The 20,283-nt window shown below is 40.2% G+C and carries 18 protein-coding genes; 7 read left to right on the top strand and 11 right to left on the bottom strand.

Going from position 1 to position 20,283, the window contains the following annotated elements:
- Positions 1-47 precede the first annotated feature (47 nt).
- A complete protein-coding gene (locus tag HMPREF1505_RS12090; protein ID WP_036925784.1) occupies positions 48-1,616 on the top strand; it encodes a peptide chain release factor 3 in 1,569 nt (522 codons plus the stop codon).
- Between the two features lie 451 nt (positions 1,617-2,067).
- Here HMPREF1505_RS12090 and HMPREF1505_RS12085 read toward each other — a convergent pair whose 3' ends face one another.
- Positions 2,068-2,700: a hypothetical protein gene (locus HMPREF1505_RS12085; protein ID WP_036925782.1), complete on the bottom strand. Its 633-nt coding sequence runs from the start codon at positions 2,698-2,700 to the stop codon at positions 2,068-2,070.
- Positions 2,701-3,447: 747 nt separating this feature from the next.
- Here HMPREF1505_RS12085 and HMPREF1505_RS12080 point away from each other — a divergent pair.
- The gene (locus HMPREF1505_RS12080; RefSeq protein ID WP_036925780.1) at positions 3,448-3,933 is read left to right on the top strand and encodes a DUF6359 domain-containing protein; all 486 of its coding nucleotides are present in this window, start codon (positions 3,448-3,450) and stop codon (positions 3,931-3,933) included.
- Positions 3,934-4,053: 120 nt separating this feature from the next.
- Positions 4,054-4,650 carry a sigma-70 family RNA polymerase sigma factor gene (locus HMPREF1505_RS12075; RefSeq protein WP_036925777.1) on the top strand — a complete coding sequence of 199 codons (597 nt, stop codon included), beginning with the start codon at positions 4,054-4,056 and terminating at the stop codon, positions 4,648-4,650.
- Positions 4,651-4,746: 96 nt separating this feature from the next.
- On the opposite strand, the gene rpe is transcribed toward HMPREF1505_RS12075, so the two are convergent.
- Both rpe and HMPREF1505_RS13650 read right to left on the bottom strand, forming a co-directional pair.
- Positions 4,747-5,403, bottom strand: a complete 657-nt coding sequence (gene rpe / locus HMPREF1505_RS12070) for a ribulose-phosphate 3-epimerase (RefSeq protein WP_013264849.1) — start codon at positions 5,401-5,403, stop codon at positions 4,747-4,749.
- A 7-nt stretch (positions 5,404-5,410) separates the two neighbouring features.
- Positions 5,411-5,539, bottom strand: coding sequence for a hypothetical protein (locus HMPREF1505_RS13650; protein ID WP_004361286.1), 129 nt, complete (start codon positions 5,537-5,539; stop codon positions 5,411-5,413).
- Between the two features lie 241 nt (positions 5,540-5,780).
- Here HMPREF1505_RS13650 and HMPREF1505_RS12065 point away from each other — a divergent pair, with 241 nt between their 5' ends.
- The 3 genes from HMPREF1505_RS12065 to HMPREF1505_RS12055 are packed head-to-tail and all read left to right on the top strand — an operon-like array spanning position 5,781 to position 7,638.
- The gene (locus HMPREF1505_RS12065; RefSeq protein WP_036925774.1) at positions 5,781-6,446 is read left to right on the top strand and encodes a phosphoribosylanthranilate isomerase; all 666 of its coding nucleotides are present in this window, start codon (positions 5,781-5,783) and stop codon (positions 6,444-6,446) included.
- Positions 6,447-6,474: 28 nt separating this feature from the next.
- On the top strand, positions 6,475-7,044 hold the full coding sequence (locus tag HMPREF1505_RS12060) for an aminodeoxychorismate/anthranilate synthase component II (RefSeq protein ID WP_036925771.1): 570 nt from the start codon (positions 6,475-6,477) through the stop codon (positions 7,042-7,044).
- Positions 7,045-7,068: 24 nt separating this feature from the next.
- On the top strand, positions 7,069-7,638 hold the full coding sequence (locus HMPREF1505_RS12055) for a UpxY family transcription antiterminator (protein WP_036925768.1): 570 nt from the start codon (positions 7,069-7,071) through the stop codon (positions 7,636-7,638).
- Between the two features lie 232 nt (positions 7,639-7,870).
- Here the strand turns inward: HMPREF1505_RS12055 and HMPREF1505_RS12050 are convergent, their stop codons facing one another.
- The 6 genes from HMPREF1505_RS12050 to gap form a co-directional block, all read right to left on the bottom strand.
- Entirely contained in the window at positions 7,871-9,316 is a 1,446-nt protein-coding gene (locus HMPREF1505_RS12050) for a glycoside hydrolase family 57 protein (RefSeq protein ID WP_036925765.1), read from the bottom strand.
- Positions 9,317-9,364: 48 nt separating this feature from the next.
- Entirely contained in the window at positions 9,365-10,633 is a 1,269-nt protein-coding gene (locus HMPREF1505_RS12045) for a glycosyltransferase family 4 protein (RefSeq protein WP_036925762.1), read from the bottom strand.
- Positions 10,634-10,647: 14 nt separating this feature from the next.
- A complete protein-coding gene (locus HMPREF1505_RS12040) occupies positions 10,648-12,591 on the bottom strand; it encodes a glycogen debranching enzyme N-terminal domain-containing protein (protein ID WP_036925759.1) in 1,944 nt (647 codons plus the stop codon).
- Between the two features lie 796 nt (positions 12,592-13,387).
- Complete coding sequence (locus HMPREF1505_RS12035) at positions 13,388-14,326, bottom strand: diacylglycerol kinase family protein (protein WP_036925757.1); 939 nt, start codon at positions 14,324-14,326, stop codon at positions 13,388-13,390.
- On the bottom strand, positions 14,320-15,288 hold the full coding sequence (gene miaA, locus HMPREF1505_RS12030; RefSeq protein WP_081722964.1) for a tRNA (adenosine(37)-N6)-dimethylallyltransferase MiaA: 969 nt from the start codon (positions 15,286-15,288) through the stop codon (positions 14,320-14,322). Before miaA ends, HMPREF1505_RS12035 begins: the two co-directional genes overlap by 7 nt.
- Positions 15,289-15,398: 110 nt before the next feature.
- Positions 15,399-16,427, bottom strand: coding sequence for a type I glyceraldehyde-3-phosphate dehydrogenase (gap, locus tag HMPREF1505_RS12025; protein WP_004361298.1), 1,029 nt, complete (start codon positions 16,425-16,427; stop codon positions 15,399-15,401).
- A 271-nt stretch (positions 16,428-16,698) separates the two neighbouring features.
- On the opposite strand from gap, the gene mscL reads away from it, so the two are divergent.
- On the top strand, positions 16,699-17,124 hold the full coding sequence (mscL, locus tag HMPREF1505_RS12020) for a large-conductance mechanosensitive channel protein MscL (RefSeq protein ID WP_013264510.1): 426 nt from the start codon (positions 16,699-16,701) through the stop codon (positions 17,122-17,124).
- 500 nt (positions 17,125-17,624) lie between these two features.
- On the opposite strand, the gene guaA is transcribed toward mscL, so the two are convergent.
- Both guaA and HMPREF1505_RS12010 read right to left on the bottom strand, forming a co-directional pair.
- Positions 17,625-19,169: a glutamine-hydrolyzing GMP synthase gene (guaA, locus tag HMPREF1505_RS12015; protein WP_036925755.1), complete on the bottom strand. Its 1,545-nt coding sequence runs from the start codon at positions 19,167-19,169 to the stop codon at positions 17,625-17,627.
- Positions 19,170-19,192: 23 nt separating this feature from the next.
- Positions 19,193-19,999, bottom strand: a complete 807-nt coding sequence (locus HMPREF1505_RS12010) for a sugar phosphate nucleotidyltransferase (protein WP_036925752.1) — start codon at positions 19,997-19,999, stop codon at positions 19,193-19,195.
- Positions 20,000-20,283: the final 284 nt, after the last annotated feature.

Genomic DNA, 20,283 nt, shown 5'->3' with positions numbered 1-20,283 from the left:
TTCAACAACAGCTGACAAGGTTTTTACTCCCAAAGAATATAAAACAAATGAATGAAATAGAACGCAGGCGAACGTTCGCCATAATCTCTCACCCAGATGCTGGTAAGACTACTTTGACTGAGAAATTCCTTCTCTTCGGTGGTCAGATTCAGGTTGCTGGTGCGGTGAAGAGCAACAAGATACGTAAGACAGCTACATCCGACTGGATGGATATTGAGAAACAGCGTGGTATCTCTGTATCAACTTCTGTAATGGAGTTTGACTATAAAGATTATAAGGTAAATATCCTTGATACTCCTGGTCACCAAGACTTTGCAGAAGATACTTATCGCACACTGACGGCTGTTGACTCTGCTATCATCGTTGTTGACTCTGCCAAGGGTGTGGAAGCTCAGACACGTAAGTTGATGGAGGTGTGTCGTATGCGCAACACACCAGTTATCATCTTTATCAATAAGATGGACCGTGAAGGTCGTGATCCATTCGAGGTTTTAGACGAGTTGGAAGAAGAACTCAAGATTAGTGTACGTCCACTCTCATGGCCTATCGGTCAGGGACAGCGCTTCAAGGGTGTATATAACATCTACGAACAGCAGTTGAACCTCTTTACACCTAATAAGCAGCGTGTGACAGAGAAAATCGAAGTAGATATCAACTCAAATGATTTGGACGAGCAAGTAGGTGCTGACTTTGCTGAACAGCTACGCAACGACCTTGAATTAGTCAATGGTGTTTACCCTGACTTTGATGTTGAAGCTTATCGCCGTGCAGAGGTTGCACCAGTGTTCTTCGGATCTGCATTGAATAACTTTGGTGTGCAAGAGTTGCTCGATTGTTTCGTTGAAATAGCACCAAGTCCACGTCCTACTAAAGCAGAAGAGCGTATGGTTGAGCCAAGTGAACCAAAGTTCACAGGCTTTATCTTCAAGATTACAGCCAATATCGACCCCAACCACCGTAGTTGTATTGCTTTCTGTAAGGTATGTTCTGGTAAGTTCCAACGTAACCAGCCTTACCTCCATGTTCGTAATGGAAAGACGATGCGCTTCTCCTCTCCTACTCAGTTTATGGCTCAACGCAAGAGTACAGTAGAAGAGGCTTACCCAGGTGACATCGTTGGTCTGCCTGATAGTGGTGGTGTATTTAAGATTGGTGACACATTAACTGAGGGAGAAAACATCCACTTCCGCGGTCTGCCAAGCTTCTCACCAGAACTATTTAAATACATTGAGAACGATGACCCAATGAAGTCTAAGCAGTTCCAAAAAGGTATAGAACAGTTGATGAATGAAGGCGTTGCACAGTCATTTGTCAATCAATTCAACAACCGTCGTATCGTGGGAACCGTTGGACAACTTCAGTTTGAGGTTATCCAGTATCGATTGGAGCATGAGTATAATGCCAAGTGTCGTTGGGAGCCTGTACACCTCTATAAAGCTTGTTGGATTGAGGCTGACGACGAGAAAGAGTTAGAGAACTTCAAAAAGCGTAAATACCAGTATATGGCTAAGGATATTGAGGGACGTGACGTCTTCCTCGCTGACTCAGGTTATGTGCTAAGCATGGCACAGCAAGACTTTGAGAATATCCGTTTCCACTTTACAAGTGAATTCTAATCTAAGAATATGACATGATAAAAGCACCAAAGAACATATCGTTTCTTTGGTGCTTTTTTATATGATTAGGCGTGTAAATAGAACTTTAATAACACGCTCATTATAAACAAGTTAAGCTATCTGACAGAACTTAAACCCAAAGTTAACTCTCTGTTCATCGAAATATCGCTCTATCTTAAGAGAGATACACACGCTTCCAAACGGCAAACGACTTCTACCCATCTATTATATTGTAATGGTGATTGCCTACAAAACGATGTCTGTTTGCCAACCGCACTATATGTGCTAAGCATCCACACCACATGTGTTGGGCATCAACACAACATGTGCGGACACTCAACACATCGGTTAAAGATTAGAATATGTGTTCAAAAATGTTTATATTAATAAGATAAGACACTAATGAATCGAATCTATGAGAGGAGTTTATCAGATAATTCAATAAACTTGCTTACTTCTTGATAAACTTCTTACCGTTCTGTACAACTACTCCCTTATAATCCTTATCTACACGCTGACCAGCGAGGTTGTAGATAGGTGCATTCTCATTTACCTCAATCGTCTGAACATTCTTGATACCAGCAGCAGTAACTGACGTTATTGTAACACTTCTAAGAAAAGCCTTTTTTACATTGAGGACTACTTTCTTTGAGACTCCAGTCCAATTGTAGAACTTAAAAACCTTCGTCCCTTCTTTCTCCGAAGTCATCTCAAGATTCTTATTATCAACATTGTTACTTTCATCCCAATTATCGAAAAATACAGCATAAACAACCTTAACAATATTGTCATTAGCACTTTCAACAGTAAGTGTTCCACCATACATTCTCAACGAACCTTTCCACATTCGGTTTGCAGTCTTTCCCCCACTTGTAGAGACGGTGAGTTTTACATCACCCGAAGTTACAGACTTATCCTCCGTAAAATCACCATCTTTGGATGTTTGAGATGACTGACCTGCTAATCCGAACTGCTTATAGCTTTCAGCCGACGAAAGCTCAAAAGTCACAGTCTTCTGTGCAAATGATAAAGAACTAACAGCAGCGAATGCTGCAACAAAAGCAAAGCGTAGAATTTTATTCATAATAACTTTATTTAATTAATAAAAAGGTTTAAATACAATGCAAATTTAGCTAATAATTATGATATATGCAATTATAAATCAATGTATAATCCTTATACGAATTCTTTTTATCATGTACTCATGTGTGAGCCCTCCAACATACGACTGCTGTTGGAATCATTCTTTTATATTGGCACATCCGTTTCACTACAAGCCCTTAGATTTCAATATAGTCATTGAATGCTCTCTGCATTGTCATTATCTCTTTCGTCTTATAACTAAATATAAAATAAGAAAAGCGATTACAGCAAAGCAATCCTCTCAAAAATAAAGTTCCTGTCACTTCTGTCAGTCACTTCAAGAATATAACTTACTCATTTACAGCAGTGTTACGTAAAGTGTTAAAAGTGACAGCAAAGTAAAAATAAAACTATTCGTATAAAGAGGTATTATCGTTTTACACCAAATATAGCGTCTTTATCACGGTATATTTCAGAAGAACCTACCGTTTCATATTTAGCCCATGTGTGCGCATACAATGTTAAAAACATATTTTTTTGTTGATAAAATTTGTTTTATTCCACTATTTATCCTATATTTGCGATGTGTTTTTCACTGATTTAGATATTTTGCTAAATCATTTTCGAGGTTGGTAGCTTCCTGCACCAACCTCTTTTTTATTTACCTACATTTCAGAAAAACGTGTCCAACTCTTGACTTATTGATAATCTTTATTTACCTTTGTATCAGATTATTAAACTTAATTCTATGAAGATAAACCAACTTTCCTTCTTACTTTTCGCAGCTGTACTATTGTTTAGTTGTGGTAAAACAATTCTACCATCAGATGATGATAATGAAGACGAAACAGAAAAGTACTCACCTTCTCACTCACCTAATGAAGCGAAGATCTATACTGTTTCGGAATTTATTAAAGGAGACTTTGGGAATAATGGAGTTTGGGTACATGGTTATATTGTTGGAGCTTGCAAACGAAATATCAAGCAGGCTGAATGGGAACCACCTTTCACGTATGACTCTGCAATCCTATTAGCTGATGACCCAGAAGAGGCTGACCCAGAGAATGTTATTTCTATCCAAATGGTCAACAAACAAATGAAAGAAGATATTGCTTTAGCCGCTAATCCTCAGAATTATGGTAGACATATTGCCTTCTTTGGCATTAAACAAAAATACTTAGGAATACCAGGTATGAAAAAGCATATACTGGCAAGCGAATGGTTGAACGAGTGACTTTTTATATAAAAGATTTGCAGCAAATAAGAAAATTGATTATATTTGCAACCCCAAATAATAATAAAAGTTAGAAAAGCCTATCGACATACTTCTACTTCATAAGAAAGAAAATTGAAAATGAAGAATCTGAATGAGATGACCGACGAGCAGTTGGCATTGTCATACATTGAAGGAAGCAACGATGCTTTCGATTTGTTGCTATCGCGCAATCAATCGAAACTTTTTTCGTATATTCTATTCGTTGTGCGTGATAGGGATGCTGCTGACGACTTATTTCAAGAGACATTCGTGAAGATTATCACGAAGTTGCAACAGGGAAGATACTCTCCAACGGGTAAGTTCTCTGCATGGATTATGCGCATTGCTCATAATGTAATCATGGACTGGTATCGTGCGCAGCGTGCAGATAAAGTGATTGATGCCCCTAAGGATAATGACCTATCTAATGTTGGTGGTGATGATACTGTTATTGATAACATTGAGTGTCAATTCATTAACAGTCAGACACTCTCTGATGTAAAACGAATGGTGAACCTTCTTCCTGCGACACAACGTGAAGTGGTATTTATGCGTTTTTACCAAGAGATGTCTTTTAAAGAGATTGCTGAGACGACGGGTGTTAGCATTAACACCAGCCTTGGGCGTATGCGTTATGCCATATTCAACTTGCGGAGAATGGTTCGTGAACACAAAGTAAGTTTGCAACTAACATAAGAACAAATAGTTCTTTTCTTAACGATATAAAATGCCCTCACTTATCTCTTAACTATCACGTTAAGAACAAGTGAGGGTATCTTTTATACCTTATAATTATCTATGTAATTGTTTGAGTGAATGGATAGTTGCCTTAGGATCTGCAGCCTTAAAGACATAACTGCCACTAACAAGAATGTCGACACCAGCTTCAACCAAACGAGGAGCCGTGTCAGCCTGTACACCGCCATCAACCTCTATCAGAGCTTTACTACCTTCACGGTCAATCAACTGACGAAGGCGTTGTACTTTCTTGATACTGCTCTCTATGAATTTCTGTCCACCAAAACCTGGGTTTACACTCATGAGCTGAACGATATCCACATCACCAATGATATCCTCAAGAACATTGACAGGTGTTGAAGGATTAAGTGTCACACCAGCTTTCATACCAGCAGCATGAATCGCTTGTATCGTTCGATGTAAATGAACACAAGCCTCATACTGAACATTCATGATAGCTGCACCAGTGTCAGCTGTCTGTTGGATATAGTTCTCTGGATGAACAATCATAAAGTGTACGTCCATTGGCTTCTTACACGCCTTACCTACTGCTTCAAGCACAGGAAAGCCAAAAGAGATATTAGGCACAAAGACGCCATCCATTACATCCATGTGAAGCCAATCAGCCTCACTTTCATTAATCATTTCAATCTCCTTATCCAAATGAAGGAAGTCAGCGGAGAGCAGGGAAGGTGATACTATTATTTCCATATAAATATTAATTCAAACAGAAGGTTTGCATCTTCCCATTGATTTTAATAACACGATAGGTATAAGCTATCTGTCGGATAATATTAAGCGTCTTCTCAGACGGCTTAAGTTCTTCGGAAGTAAATATTCTAACCATAGGCCAAAAATAAGTTGTTGAGAGTTATATGTCTTCTAAACGCTATCTAAAAAATATTATTATATCTTCCTACAAGAATATTTTCACTTTATATGCATTAATTTGTTGGGATTATCTTGTATCATTCCTTTTTATTCATCTTTCCTTTAAATAAAAGAGTTTTTCTTTAATTCACAAGCGTATAATTCGATAATTTTATGTAAGTTTGTAGCGTAAAAGAATTTGAGATTTTTATATCTATATGATTATAAAGGTATGCGGCATGCGTGATGCCCACAATATTCACGAAGTTTCTCAACTTGGCATAGACTGGGTGGGATTGAATTTCCTTCCTAAAAGCGAACGTTACGTTAGTCAGATATCGTCATGTGCTGGTATTATTCCCGATTATGGAACGCTGTCTGCCTTATCTGCACATGAATCATCTCAACAGCAACAAAGACCTACTCTTTGTGGAGTCTTTGCTGATGACATGCCACAGAATATTGTTACACGTGTTGTAAACTTCAATCTTGATATCATCCAACTCAATGGAGAAGAAAGTATGGTGATGATTGATAATCTTCGACGCACCCTCGACCCTGACATTCATGCTGGAATAAAGATTATGAAGCGTATTGTTATTACAAAGCGTGAGGACATTGAGAAATACAAAGAATATGTAGAAGGGGTTGATTATTTCCTCTTTGACATCGAAGATAATCTAAAGGATTGGAGCATTTTGGAAGCATATGAAGGGAAAGTTCCTTTCCTTGTAAGTGGGAATATTGGTGCCGAAGATATTGACAAGATTAAAAGCTTTTCTCATCCCCAGTTCTATGGTATCAGTGTGAACGAGAAGTTTGAGACAGCACCAGCGGTAAAGGATTTTGCTTTACTAAAGGACTTTCTTGAAAAAGTAAAGTAAGTCTATTGATTAGAAGGTTGGTACACGAATGAAAACAAATTGTGTTATCATTGATAACTACGATTCTTTTACCTATAATCTTGTTCATCTCATAAAGGAATTAGGAGTTGATGTAACGGTAGTTCGCAACAATCAGTTCTCCCTTGAAGATTTGAATAACTACGATCGTATTGTTTTAAGTCCTGGTCCTGGGGTTCCTTCAGAAGCTGGCTTACTATTGGACGTTATTCATCGTTATGCTGGGGTAAGGCCTATCTTGGGCGTTTGCTTAGGACATCAAGCCATTGGTGAGGTATTCGGAGCAAAGTTGAAGAATTTGTCTGATGTCTTCCATGGTGTAACAACTGAAACCACACAAATCGTTGAAACGCCATTGTTTGCTGGTTTGCCTAAAAACTTTCTCGTGGGACGCTATCATAGTTGGGTCGTAGAGAAAACAAACTTCCCCGATTGCTTAGAAATAATAGCCGAAAGCAAAGAGGGACTAATCATGGCATTACGCCATAGAACGCATAACATCTATGGCATCCAATTCCACCCAGAGAGCGTTCTAACACCAGATGGGAAAAGGATTATGGCTAATTGGTTGCACATCTAACAAATAATTATTCTTGTACAAACTATGACAACAGCAGCAAGCTATATAGACGGAGTCATTGATGATGGAACGCCTTGGTATGCAGTGAGGCTATTCACACTGAAGCTTGAAGAGGTGAGATCCTACTTTACAAGTCATGGTTTGGAATGTTTCGTTCCAGAACAATATGTCGATATAGAAGGACATGATGGCAAACCCCACTCTGTTCTTCGTCCTGTTGTTCGCAATCTTATCTTTGTTAAGAAACCTGGAGAAGACATTTCATTTCAGAAGATTGTACAAGAAGCCAACTATAAGATTAGCGTTGTAAAGAAAGCTAAGGATTCACAAGAGTATGCACTTATCCCACACGACCAGATGTATGAGTTCCGTTTGATGTGTAATCCAGAGATAACGATGCGTAAGTTCCTATCTTCAGACGAGGCACAAATGAAAGCTGGGGACGAGGTTCTTGTTAAGTTTGGACCATTAAAGGGGATGATTGGGCGATTAGTTCGCTCAAGTAAGAAGTATTATCTCCTAAAAGAAATCCCTGGCATAGGGGTAATGCTCAAGGTTTCTCGCTGGTGCTGTGTTTCAATGGAGGAGAAATAAGTCTCATATCAGTTTTACTATACACTTTATACCATACCACACTAAGATATTGTACATTATAACAACTACCCCTACTCCCTTAAACCAAACTTCTAATAACCTTCATTAGAGACGAATAATATCAGATGACATTTCAAAATATTGCTATCCGATAACAAAAAAACACTCATATAGCACAGCTGATAGATTCACCAGTTTGCTATATGAGCGTTAGGCGTATGTTATAAAAGACTTACTTAGCTTTCACTTCTTCAGCAACAGCCTTTACAGCCTTTTTAGCAGAAACTTTCTTGACAGGTTTCTTTGCTGCCGTTTTTGATGTAGTAGCCTTCTTCGCTGACGATTTCTTCTCTAACTGCGCACGAAGTTTATCGCCTTCAACTTCCAATTTGTCAACCTTTGCTTGAAGATTACTAATATCATTAGTTCTCATTTCAATCTCATCGCCCTGGTTGCGGATAGTGGTAAGCAAGCTATTCAACTCCTCATTATCAATATCAGCAGGATAAAGCGTATTGACACGATTCAAGAAGTCGCCAAGAATATTCATATAATTGGTGAAGGCATCAAATGGACTATCATAGATACCACGATCCATTCCAACACGTGAAGGTTTGGTTGACATAAAGCGGAAGTTATCACTTGCCTGCAAATAGTCCCAGTCTTGATTGATACGTGGGTCGTTAGCAATACGTACACGATCAGCAATACTATACAACTTGTTAAAAGCTTCACGCTGCATTGGATTACCCAACCATGTACTGACATCACGTTCTTCATCCATCCAACTCAAGGTATCTGGCACATAGAGATTGTCAACACTCTTCAATTTCATGCAAATTTCTGTTGGAGTAGAGAAGGTAATACCCTGCTGCTTAGCACAAACTGGTAACGCCTTGAAGAACTCAAGAATATTACTTGACAATGGCTGTTCTATACCAAGTGCTGAAAGGTTCATAAAGATACCGATTACCTGCTCCTCCTCTGGGAGTGCTGCAATCTGTGCCATATATGTATCAGCAAACAATGGATAGCCATCCCAATCTGAATTATTGAAACGCAATGAGATATCATCACTCAACTTCACATCACGCAACAGAAGTTTTAAGTTAGGAGCAAGCGCACAGTTATATACATAATGTGGACTCTTCCAACCCAAGACATGCTTTGCACCCTCTGTCAACATTCCCTTAAAGCCCATCTGAGAAGCTATCAAACCAATATCGTCACTATAAATAAGTGATGAGTTACGTAATATCTTTGGTGTCTGACCAAAGTATTCCTTAATCTTCTGAGCCTGACGTTTTACTTCAGACTTAAAGCTTTCCTCATTAGCTAATGATGCCAAACCATGAGAGTAAGGTTCTGCAAGGAATTCTACACAGCCTGTATTATTCAGTTCTTGCAGTTTGTCAAGCACCTGTGGAGCATGCATCTCAAGTTGCTCAATACCCACACCCGAAAGTGAGAAGGCTACCTTAAATGCTTTCCCATTGTCTTTAATCATCTGCAACAGCGTATCCAGTGCTGGCATATAGCTTCTCTCAGCGATTTCTGATACAGAACGTTCGTTCTCAAAATCGTCATAATAATAATGGTCGGTACCAATATCAAAGAAGCGGTAGCGTTTCAGGTGAATGACCTGGTGTATCTCGAAATATAAACAGATTGTTTTCATTATCTTTTTGTTTTAGTTTTAAAAAGGTTATTAGTACTCTCATGGCTTTTATTGCCAACCCAAGGTACGAAGGTAAAGTTCACGAATCCACGCACCAACCTTCTCCCATGTTATCTGGTCCACTTCCCGCTTACCCTCTACAGAGAGATAATCGAAGAGGCTCTCATTATGACAAATGGAGTAAATAGCATCAGCAAGCGCATGAATATCCCAATAGTCTACCTTGATACAGTTGTTAAGAATTTCTGCACAACCGCTCTGTTTTGAAATGATACTCGGTGTACCACATTGCATTGCCTCCAAAGGAGAGATACCAAAAGGCTCACTGACAGACGGCATAACATAGACATCAGAGGCCTTCAAACACTCGTAAACCTGCTTCCCACGCATAAAACCAGGGAAATGGAAACGGTCCGCAATATCTCTTTCAGCAGCAAGATAAATCATCTGGTCCATCATATCGCCTGAACCTGCCATACAGAAACGAACGTTACGTGTACGATGAAGCACCATATTGGCAGCCTCAACAAAGTATTCTGGTCCTTTCTGCATCGTCAAACGACCAAGGAAAGTAACAATCTTCTCCTTACCCTTATGGTCAGGACGTGGGATATCTACAATCTCCTGTGGCAAAGGATAAACGGCATTATGAACCGTAAACACTTTACGTGGATCCTGATGATACTGATTAATTACCGTCTGGCGTGTAAGTTCTGACACACACATAATACAATCAGCATTATCCATACCATCCTTTTCTATACCATATACGGTTGGATTAACCTTACCACGTGAACGGTCGAAGTCGGTTGCATGTACATGAATACACAAAGGCTTACCTGACACACGCTTGGCATGAATACCAGCAGGATAAGTCAACCAGTCGTGTGCATGAATAATATCGAAATCATATGTACGTGCAACAACACCAGCAATAATCGAATAATTATTAATCTCCTCGTGCAGATTTGAAGGATAACCTCCTGCAAAATCCATTGCGCCAAGGTCGTTGACGTTCATATAATTGAAGTCAGCATAAATATGCTCACGCAACTTGTAGTAAAGTTCTGGTGACATAATATTGCCAAGACGACTCTTTACATAATCATAACCCAATTCACGATAAGCGATAGGCACATGATTCATTGCTACAATCTCAGCATAAGTATGGTCTTCATCACCAAAAGGATGTGGCAAACAGAGAATCGTCTCAACATCACCCTGTGCATGCAGACCTTCTGAAATACCAAAGTTAGCAGTTGCTAAACCACCATATACATGAGGAGGATACTCCCATCCAAACATTAAAACTTTCATACTGGTTCCTCCTCTTAAAATTTATACTTCTCAAGTAATTCTAACGTACGAAGCACCTCAGCTACGTTCATGGCAAAGGAGATAGCTCCACGTCCATTAAACGGTGGATTACCGTCGAAGAGTTCAGGTAGTGTACTAAGACAATGGTTAATCATCTCATCTTCATAACCTACCAACTGACGTTCTACAAAGCTCAGACGTGTCTGCTTATAAAGCTTCAAGCAGGCCTCAAGATAGAAGCCACCCAACCATGGCCAAGCTGTTCCTTGATGATAGGCAAGGTCGCGTTGACTCTGTGGGCCAGTATACATCGGATTATATCCGCCACTCTTTGGAGAAAGCGAACGCAGTCCCTTTGGTGTAAGTAACTCTCGTGTACAAACATCTAAGACTCCCCTCCTCTGCTTTTGGTCAAGTGGAGAATAATCAAGTGCTACAGCAAACACCATATTAGGGCGTACACTCCAGTCAACCATTCTACCATCAACATAGTCATAAAGGTAGCCATACTCATTGAGGAATGTTTCAACAAATGAAACCTTACATTTCTCTGCAAGTACATCAAGTTCGTTTGCACGCTCTTCATTACCACTCTCCATCTCCATTGCGGCTGTAAAGCGTAGTGCATTGTACCATAGCGCATTAAACTCTACGATATACCCAGAGCGTGGAACAACTGGTTGACCATTATTCATAGAATTCATCCATGTAATCGCTTCTCCCTTTGCATCAGCATAGAGCAATCCATTCGTGTCTAAAGTGAGGTTTGGATGCTTACTTGCTAAGAGATAATCAACGATATCACGAATCAAACCCATGTAGAGTTTTCTACAACGCTCCTTACCAGCCTCCTTAGCATACTGTTGTATAGCCCACACGCACCAAAGAGGAACGTCTGGTTTCTCCATCTCGTATATCTTCACGCTGAGTGGCTTACCTTCCATAAACTCACGTAATCCCTTTGCAGCGGTCTCCATTACCAGTTCGAAGTAATCTTGTTCTTCGATACTCAAAGTAAGTCCTGGTAAAGCAATGAATTGATCACGAGCACGACACTTGAACCAAGGATAGCCTGCAAGAATATAACGCTCATCGTTCTTTGTACGATTATGGAACTGATGAGCAGCATTAACAAGGCAGTGGAAGAAGTTATCACGTGGACTACGTGACTCCACTTCCTTATCAAACAGATTCTTTAAAGTTGATGTACGACATTCTGCCGTTGATGCTGCAAAGACAATACTTTCGCCCTTGCTGATATTCATCTCAAAATAGCCAGGAACATAAAGGTCCTCATTAGAAGCATAACCACGCTCCTGCTCCTTTGGATATTCCAATCCACGATACCAGTAGGGTTCAAAGTGAAACTCATTCTTCTTTGAGAACTGCATAAAAAGCGATGGATAACCAGCATACATACACGTGCTGATACCATTATCCACAACCTCATACGAACGATTAGCAGCACCATTTTCATGAGTAAACTGGCGAACACTACGAAAGGCAAGGAATGGGCGGAACTGCAAAGTAGTCTTTGAGTGAGCCTCTAATAAAGTATAACGGATTAAAATACGGTCTTCATAATGCTGGAAGACAACCTCTTTTTTTAACAAGACACCACCTACCCTATAAAGCGTAGTTGGCACAGTATCACAGTCAAATTCACGAATATACTTATGTCCTTGTGGACTAAAGTTATTGCCCTGATACTTGTGCAAACCCAGATTGAAAGAGGCACCATGCTGAATGACGGTAGGGTCGAGCGAACTCAGCAGTACGTGATTCTCGTCGTCCAGTTCAGGAACAGGAACAACAAGCAGTCCATGGTACTTGCGTGTGTTACAATCAACAATCGTCGAACAAGAATAGGCACCAGAGCGATTCGTTCGTAACAGCTCTCTGGGAAGCGAATCTTGAAGATTGGTCATCAGAGCTTTTTCAAATTTTAAGTAGCTCATGTCTTTTAAGGTTTATTGTTTGGTTTTTATTTGTCCTTTGGTAGAAGTCTTTACAGACTTTGCCCTTCGGCTCTTCAAAGATACAAATATTTTTCATAATGGCATCATAAAGTAAGATAATATTTTCAATTATTAGTGTACAATAAAACATTCCTCTACAAGTCTCCCATTCTCATCTTCGAAATATTCTGTTTTCTTGTGTTTGCAGTTATAATACTTAATAGAATGAGAAGGGTAATATAGCTCTTATTACAAATTTACTTTTAATTTAATTTGCTGTCATTTTAACATTCTCATAGAACTAACTGTAAACTAATCTGTTAGCATCTTATATGAGATGACAGAAGTGACAGCAAATTTGATTTTTCTTTCAACTGGCTTATCAGTGCTTGAACATATTTAAACCCAAACCAATCATTAGACTACAATGTTTCAGAATTTCTTGTTTTTGTGTTGTTTCCTAACCAAGAAAGTCCTATTTTTTTAGAGTAAAATATAACATTTTTCGTAACAACAATCTACGCTTATCCAAACAATAGATTGCAGAATATTTAGCATACAAGACCATGCATACTAAGCACCAACACCATGTGTGCGAAGCCTCCGCACATATTGTGCGGGGCAATAAAACGTTAGCCAAAAAGGTAAGAAGAGAGTAACTACTATCTCTATAATAAGAGAGAGAATGCCACTAAAACCTACGTACACGAAAAAACTTTGCTGAGCACTCATAACCAGCATTCAACATTTCTATAAGTAGTTTAGACAAAATCTATAACTATTTAATAGTAAAAGGTTAATCTGGAATAAGGAAGTTTATAACTTCTTTCTCAACACCAATCGTAAACGTACCAACAGGCGTACCATTCAAGAGTCGACCATCAACACTGACAGGTGTGTGCTCAGCAATTTGTCCACTCAACTCCTGTGTTCTATATGGCATCACATTACGATGATTTAATATCTTATCCCGCAACAAGAGATACATTCCTTCCATTGCTTGCCACAGCTTTGGCTGAGAAACGATGGAAACATCGAGCAGACCATTATAAGGTACAGCATTCGGGGTCTGCCCATAACCCTGGGCATTACCAATACAAACAGTCATCAGACGCTGTTTTATACTATCTACATTGATTTTCAGCGACATGAAATAATCCATACGCTGAAACATTAGTAGGAAGCAAGAGAGGATGAAGGAGATTGTGCGGGATATAAAAAGGTGGCGCATACGGCGACGAAGACTCATGATATTTGCCACCATACCAATGTTTACACAGTTAAGAAAATATCGACGGCAACGCTCATTCTTCTTATTCTCGTAGCGAATACAGCCAACATCTACTCGTCTTACACGCTTCTGCTTGAGCCAAACAATCGTCTGTTCTAAGTGTGACTCATCGAAACCCCAGAAGTGTGCAAAGTCATTTAACACGCCATTCGGGATAACACCCAACGTAATACGCTCACGCTCTTCTGGTTCTAAGAGCATGAGATAGTTGACCGCATCATTTAACGCAGAGTCACCGCCATAGATAATAATAGTTTTATAACCATTACTAATCAGCATCCGCACGAGTCTATCCACACTACGTGGATTCTCACTTTGCACCATATCATACTGTATGTTGTGTGCTTGCAAACAGCGTTCAGCTTGTTCCCAACGCTTTACTGGATTACCAAGTAATCCTCCCTTCGGACAATAAATGATGCCCCATCTTCCTTCCTCTACCATAAGCTCAATATTTCTTCAACTTTATCTTCCATCTTTTGTGCAGCATTTACCCAATGAATCGTAAAGCCACGACGCTCCATACCACGAAACCACGTCATCTGTCGCTTAGCAAACTGATGAATGGCGATTTCTAACTGTCGGAACATCTCATTGTAAGACAGCTTTCCTATGAGATACTCTGTCACAAACTTATATTCCAAACCATAATAGATAAGGTCTTCTGCAGGTATACCCTGCTTCAGTAATCCTTCTATCTCGCCAACCATTCCTTCTTCAAGACGTGCTTTTAAGCGGTTGGTTATTTTCTTTCTTCGTGCTTCACGATCTATGTCTACACCTATTATTAATGACTCAATTGGTGGACATTGCCGCTCTTCTGTTGGCTTTGTGAGATTATAGGTTTCAATCTCTATCGCACGAATAGCACGCTGACAAGAGTCAACATCCGTCTTGTTGTGCATGACGGAATGATTCTTTTTCTTCAGTTCAACCAACATTGCCGTCAATTCCTCAAGCGACTTTTCCTCTAACTCCTTACGCAGTTCAGGATTCTGTGGCACTGGCGAAAGGCTATAACCCTTCAGCACAGCTTCAATATAAAGACCTGTACCGCCGCAGAGAATAGGCAACACTCCCCTACTCCGTATATCTTCATAACTATCAAGGAAATCCTGTTGATAGCGAAAAAGATTATACTTCGTACCTGGTTCACATATATCTATAAGGTGATAAGGTATTGCATGCCCCTCAACTGTGTAATCAGCCAAGTCTTTACCCGTACCAATATCCATGCCACGATAGACCTGACGGCTGTCTGCACTGATGATTTCAGCGTTAAGCCGGGCTGCCAAATGTGCAGCAAGATCGGTCTTACCCGAAGCCGTAGGACCAAGAATGGTTATCATACGCTTGTCAAGAGCTATACCTGCAGCCGTACCCTCACCTATCTGTTCGTTCTTCATGTCGCAAAGATAACAAAAAAATCCCTGCCAGCAAGCTGACAGGGACTATTATTTTATCCGTCAATCACTCTCTACGCAAGAGAGGATTGCAGATGAACTTCCGGTTGGTATTACTTCAACTCTGCGAAGTACTTGATTGTACGAACCATCTGAGAAGTATATGAGTTCTCATTGTCGTACCAAGAAACAACCTGTACCTGGTAGCAATCATCGCTGATCTTGCTTACCATAGTCTGAGTTGCATCGAACAAAGAACCGAAACGCATACCGATGATATCAGAAGAAACGATCTGATCCTCAGTATAACCGAAGCTCTCAGTTGAAGCAGCCTTCATTGCAGCGTTGATACCCTCAACAGTTACGTCCTTACCCTTAACAACAGCAACGAGGATTGTTGTAGAACCTGTTGGAGTTGGAACGCGCTGTGCAGAACCGATCAACTTACCATTCAACTCTGGGATAACGAGACCGATAGCCTTAGCAGCACCAGTTGAGTTAGGAACGATGTTGCAAGCACCTGCACGTGAACGACGGAGGTCACCCTTGCGCTGTGGACCATCGAGAATCATCTGGTCACCAGTGTAAGCGTGGATTGTTGACATGATACCTGACTGGATTGGAGCATATGCGTTCAACGCAGCTGCCATTGGAGCCAAGCAGTTTGTTGTACAAGAAGCTGCAGAAATAACAGTATCAGCTGCAGTCAAAGTCTTGTGGTTAGTATTGAAAACAACTGTTGGGAGATCGTTACCTGCAGGAGCAGAGATAACTACCTTCTTAGCACCAGCCTTGAGGTGAGCAGAAGCCTTCTCCTTAGATGTGTAGAAACCTGTACACTCGAGAACTACGTCTACGTTGTTAGCAGCCCATGGGCAGTTAGCAGCGTCCATCTCAGCAGAGATCTTAATCTCCTTACCATCAACGATGATAGAATTCTCAGTAGCCTCTACAGTGTGCTTACCCTCACCGAACTTGCCAGCGAAACCACCCTGAGCGGTATCATACTTCAACAGATGAGCAAGCATCTTAGGACTTGTCAAGTCGTTAATTGCAACAACCTCATAACCTTCAGCCTCGAACATCTGACGGAATGCGAGACGACCAATACGGCCAAAGCCGTTAATAGCTACATTTACCATTTTACTTTAAATTATTTATAAAAGTTTATAAAAACGAATTTCTTTTTACCTCCTTATAGAAGATTTTCTATCTTACGATTGCAAAGATACAATTTTTTTTTTATTTTTGCAGTCGCTTAGCGTATTAATTATTATAAAAAATAACTCGTTTCGCACACATAGGCAATTCTATGCAATCTAACGAACCAAGATTGCAAAGTCTATATAACAAAAGAAAGGGTATTAGTATAAAAACGCAAGACAAACAAACAAATTAACAACAAAATTAATTATGAGCAAACTTATTCAAGAATTCAAGGAATTTGCAGTAAAGGGTAATGCCGTTGATATGGCTGTCGGTGTAATCATCGGTGGTGCTTTCGGCAAGATTGTTTCATCTATCGTTGACGATATCATCATGCCTCCTATCGGATGGCTTATCGGTGGCGTTAACTTTTCAGACCTTAAGTACACACTTCCACAAGTAGAAATTCCTGGTGTAACTGCTCCTGCTCCAGCAACCATCAACTATGGTAACTTCTTGCAGACATTGCTTGACTTTATTATCATTGCTTTCTGCGTATTCATGATGGTAAAGGGTATCAACAAGCTCTCTAAGAAGAAGGAAGAGGAACCAGCTGCTCCTGCACCTGATCCAGAGCCAACTAACGAGGAGAAACTGCTCTCTGAGATTCGCGATTTGCTGAAGAACAAGTAAGTAACTATCTGAAATACAGATATAATCAGTCCGAAGATTCACTATGAGTCTTCGGACTTTTTTTTAACAACAGCGCTAATTTCTTTCCATTAAGATTACCAAACCACTTTTCCTTCCCGCCACCTTCGTCCTAATATCAGCCTTCTAAAGCTGTTAAAACACTGTTTCAAGACCATGAGCCTTACCCTTTATTCAGTCTACAAAGTGTTACTTTCGAATTTTCTTCACGATAAAAAAGAATTATTTTCATGAACATAAATATTTTTCTTCATGAAAATAAATATTTTTTTTCACGTAAATAATTTGCAATGATTAAAAGACTGTAATGAAACCAACCAAGTAAAACAAGACTTTACAACCTGATTATCAATGCAACAAACAATATCTTACACTATCCTAAAGTCCTATACAAATCCTGTTCTTATTTCTTTATAATATTGTATAACGAAAAATAGGGACACAACTGCGTCCCTATCCTTTTATTTTGTCTGTTTTCCTTCTTACTCCCACTCAATTGTTGAAGGTGGTTTTGAAGAGATATCATAACATACGCGGTTAACTCCCTTCACTTTACGAATGATTTCATTAGAAACATCTGCCATGAAATCATAAGGGAGGTGTGCCCAGTCAGCTGTCATTGCGTCCATTGATGTAACGGCACGGAGAGCAACTGGATGCTCGTAAGTACGCTCATCACCCATCACTCCTACTGAACGAATCGTAGAGAGCAATACGGTACCTGCCTGCCAAACATGGTCGTAAAGACTTGAACCATCTGGCATAGTATAGTTGTGCATCTTCTCAATATAGATATCATCTGCATCTTGAAGGATACGAACCTTATCACAAGTAATATCACCCAAGATACGAACAGCAAGACCAGGACCTGGGAATGGATGACGCTTGATAAGTCGTTCTGGCATTCCAAGCTCATAACCTACACGGCGAACCTCGTCTTTGAAAAGCCAACGAAGTGGCTCACAAAGTTGAAGGTGCATCTCTTCTGGAAGACCACCTACGTTATGGTGACTCTTGATAACCATACCCGTAATGCTAAGACTCTCAATACGGTCTGGGTAAATAGTACCCTGTGCGAGCCACTTAGCATCCGTAATCTTCTTAGCTTCAGCATTAAACACCTCAACGAAGTCACGACCAATAATCTTACGCTTCTGCTCTGGATCGGTAACACCTTCCAAATCCTTAAAGAACTGTTCCGATGCATCAACGCCGATAACGTTCAGTCCAAGTCCCTTATAAGCTTCCATCACCTTTGTAAATTCGTTCTTACGGAGCATACCATGGTCTACGAAGATACAAGTAAGGTTCTTACCGATAGCCTTATTGAGCAATACTGCACAAACAGAAGAGTCAACACCACCAGAAAGACCAAGGATAACGCGGTCGTTACCCACCTGCTCACGAATCTCCTGAACAGCACTCTCTACAAATGAAGCTGCACTCCACTCCTGCTTGCTACCACAGATATTCACAACGAAGTTCTCCAACAACTGCTTACCCTGCAATGAGTGGTAAACCTCTGGATGGAACTGTACTGCCCATACTGGCTGTGTCTTTGATGCAAAGGCAGCATACTTAACATCACCAGTAGAAGCTATAATCTCGTAATCCTCTGGGATTGCTGTAATCGTATCACCATGACTCATCCATACCTGCGAGCCTTTCTCAAAGCCTGCAAAAAGGCGGTTGTTAAGGTCGATACTCTCTAAGTTGGCACGACCATACTCACGTGTACCCGTCTGCTCAACCTTACCTCCATTTGAATAAGAGATGTACTGAGCACCATAACAGATACCGAGCACTGGAATCTTACCGATAAACTGACTGAGGTCTACCTTGAAAGCCTCTGGGTCATGTACGGAATAAGGTGAACCAGAAAGAATCACACCAATCACAGATGGGTCGTCCTTCGGGAACTTGTTGTAAGGGAGGATCTCGCAGAAGGTATCCAACTCACGTACACGACGGCCAATAAGCTGTGTCGTCTGTGAGCCGAAATCCAAAATGATAATCTTCTGTTGCATGTAAATGAATGTATTTAAAAATATCAGTTCTCCGTCTTGGAGCTTTGATACTCTGAATTTGCAATAAAGTCTTCAGCAGCTTGTAAGCTGTCGAGTTTGCCTACATCAAGTAGATGAAGGTCGGTTTTTAGTTCGCCACGGATATCAAGTGTGCCGCAATTGTTGAGATAGAAGTCCATAATGGGGAACTTATCCTTATCAACAGCCTCAACGGTTTGTACCGCAGAGGGAGCTAACACGTGTATACCAGAGAAGGCACAGAGGTAACAGTTGTTCTGATAATAAGAACTTTCTTCCTCTGTTGGTGAGACGAAATGCAACTGACGTATCTCGGCATGAGGTGACTTCACCTCGCCTGTAGCCACATTTGTCCAGCCCACCAAGCGCATATTACTATCAAATATCAAGTAACGTTGGGTCACACGACGGCTTACCAACAGCAGAGCATCTGCCTTTGTTTCTAAAGCATGGCGATAGAAAGCTGCTAAATCCACATTACTTAATATATCAACATTGTGAATCAGCACTGGCTGATGCTGATCAAAAAGCGAAGCAGCTCGCTTGATACCACCACCGGTGTCAAGGAGCTGCTCTGTTTCATCAGACACATAGATATCCACACCATAGTTGTGTGCATCCAAATAGTCTGTTATCTGGTTTGCAAAATGATGTACATTAACAACCATACGACTGCATCCAGCATCTATTAATCTCCTGATTACATGCTCAAGCAGTGGAGCACCTCCCACCCTTACCAACGCTTTTGGCATTGTGTCAGTAAGCGGTTTCAAACGGGTACCGAGTCCGGCTGCAAAAATCATTGCCTGCATTTGCTTTTCTTTTTATGCCTACAAAATTAATGCTTTTATTTCAGTCTACAAAGGAATGACGGACATAAATCAAAAAGAAAAAGGTTTAGTTTGTATCTTATCGTTATAATATAGTCACAGAGTAAGGATAAAAAAAGTTCTTCCGTTAAATTTGTAGATTGTTAACAAAATGAGATTAATCCACATACATGGTATGATTTGCTCTAATTAAATGGTTTTATGGAGAAGAATAAACTACATGATAAATGTAATTAGGTGCGATGTCTATCTGCCTTCTACAAACA

Source organism: Prevotella sp. ICM33 (assembly GCF_000517825.1).
GTDB lineage: Bacteria > Bacteroidota > Bacteroidia > Bacteroidales > Bacteroidaceae > Prevotella > Prevotella melaninogenica.
Note: the sequence above shows the minus strand (reverse complement) of the source record. Positions and strands in the feature narration are given on the sequence as shown.

What these genes read in the sequence shown, in the direction of transcription:
- HMPREF1505_RS12090 (WP_036925784.1), top strand. Translation starts at nt 48, where the DNA reads ATGAATGAAATAGAACGCAGGCGAACGTTCGCCATAATCTCTCACCCA.
- HMPREF1505_RS12085 (WP_036925782.1), bottom strand. Translation starts at nt 2,700, where the DNA reads ATGAATAAAATTCTACGCTTTGCTTTTGTTGCAGCATTCGCTGCTGTT.
- HMPREF1505_RS12080 (WP_036925780.1), top strand. Translation starts at nt 3,448, where the DNA reads ATGAAGATAAACCAACTTTCCTTCTTACTTTTCGCAGCTGTACTATTG.
- HMPREF1505_RS12075 (WP_036925777.1), top strand. Translation starts at nt 4,054, where the DNA reads ATGAAGAATCTGAATGAGATGACCGACGAGCAGTTGGCATTGTCATAC.
- rpe (WP_013264849.1), bottom strand. Translation starts at nt 5,403, where the DNA reads ATGGAAATAATAGTATCACCTTCCCTGCTCTCCGCTGACTTCCTTCAT.
- HMPREF1505_RS13650 (WP_004361286.1), bottom strand. Translation starts at nt 5,539, where the DNA reads ATGGTTAGAATATTTACTTCCGAAGAACTTAAGCCGTCTGAGAAGACG.
- HMPREF1505_RS12065 (WP_036925774.1), top strand. Translation starts at nt 5,781, where the DNA reads ATGATTATAAAGGTATGCGGCATGCGTGATGCCCACAATATTCACGAA.
- HMPREF1505_RS12060 (WP_036925771.1), top strand. Translation starts at nt 6,475, where the DNA reads ATGAAAACAAATTGTGTTATCATTGATAACTACGATTCTTTTACCTAT.
- HMPREF1505_RS12055 (WP_036925768.1), top strand. Translation starts at nt 7,069, where the DNA reads ATGACAACAGCAGCAAGCTATATAGACGGAGTCATTGATGATGGAACG.
- HMPREF1505_RS12050 (WP_036925765.1), bottom strand. Translation starts at nt 9,316, where the DNA reads ATGAAAACAATCTGTTTATATTTCGAGATACACCAGGTCATTCACCTG.
- HMPREF1505_RS12045 (WP_036925762.1), bottom strand. Translation starts at nt 10,633, where the DNA reads ATGAAAGTTTTAATGTTTGGATGGGAGTATCCTCCTCATGTATATGGT.
- HMPREF1505_RS12040 (WP_036925759.1), bottom strand. Translation starts at nt 12,591, where the DNA reads ATGAGCTACTTAAAATTTGAAAAAGCTCTGATGACCAATCTTCAAGAT.
- HMPREF1505_RS12035 (WP_036925757.1), bottom strand. Translation starts at nt 14,326, where the DNA reads ATGGTAGAGGAAGGAAGATGGGGCATCATTTATTGTCCGAAGGGAGGA.
- miaA (WP_081722964.1), bottom strand. Translation starts at nt 15,288, where the DNA reads ATGAAGAACGAACAGATAGGTGAGGGTACGGCTGCAGGTATAGCTCTT.
- gap (WP_004361298.1), bottom strand. Translation starts at nt 16,427, where the DNA reads ATGGTAAATGTAGCTATTAACGGCTTTGGCCGTATTGGTCGTCTCGCA.
- mscL (WP_013264510.1), top strand. Translation starts at nt 16,699, where the DNA reads ATGAGCAAACTTATTCAAGAATTCAAGGAATTTGCAGTAAAGGGTAAT.
- guaA (WP_036925755.1), bottom strand. Translation starts at nt 19,169, where the DNA reads ATGCAACAGAAGATTATCATTTTGGATTTCGGCTCACAGACGACACAG.
- HMPREF1505_RS12010 (WP_036925752.1), bottom strand. Translation starts at nt 19,999, where the DNA reads ATGCAGGCAATGATTTTTGCAGCCGGACTCGGTACCCGTTTGAAACCG.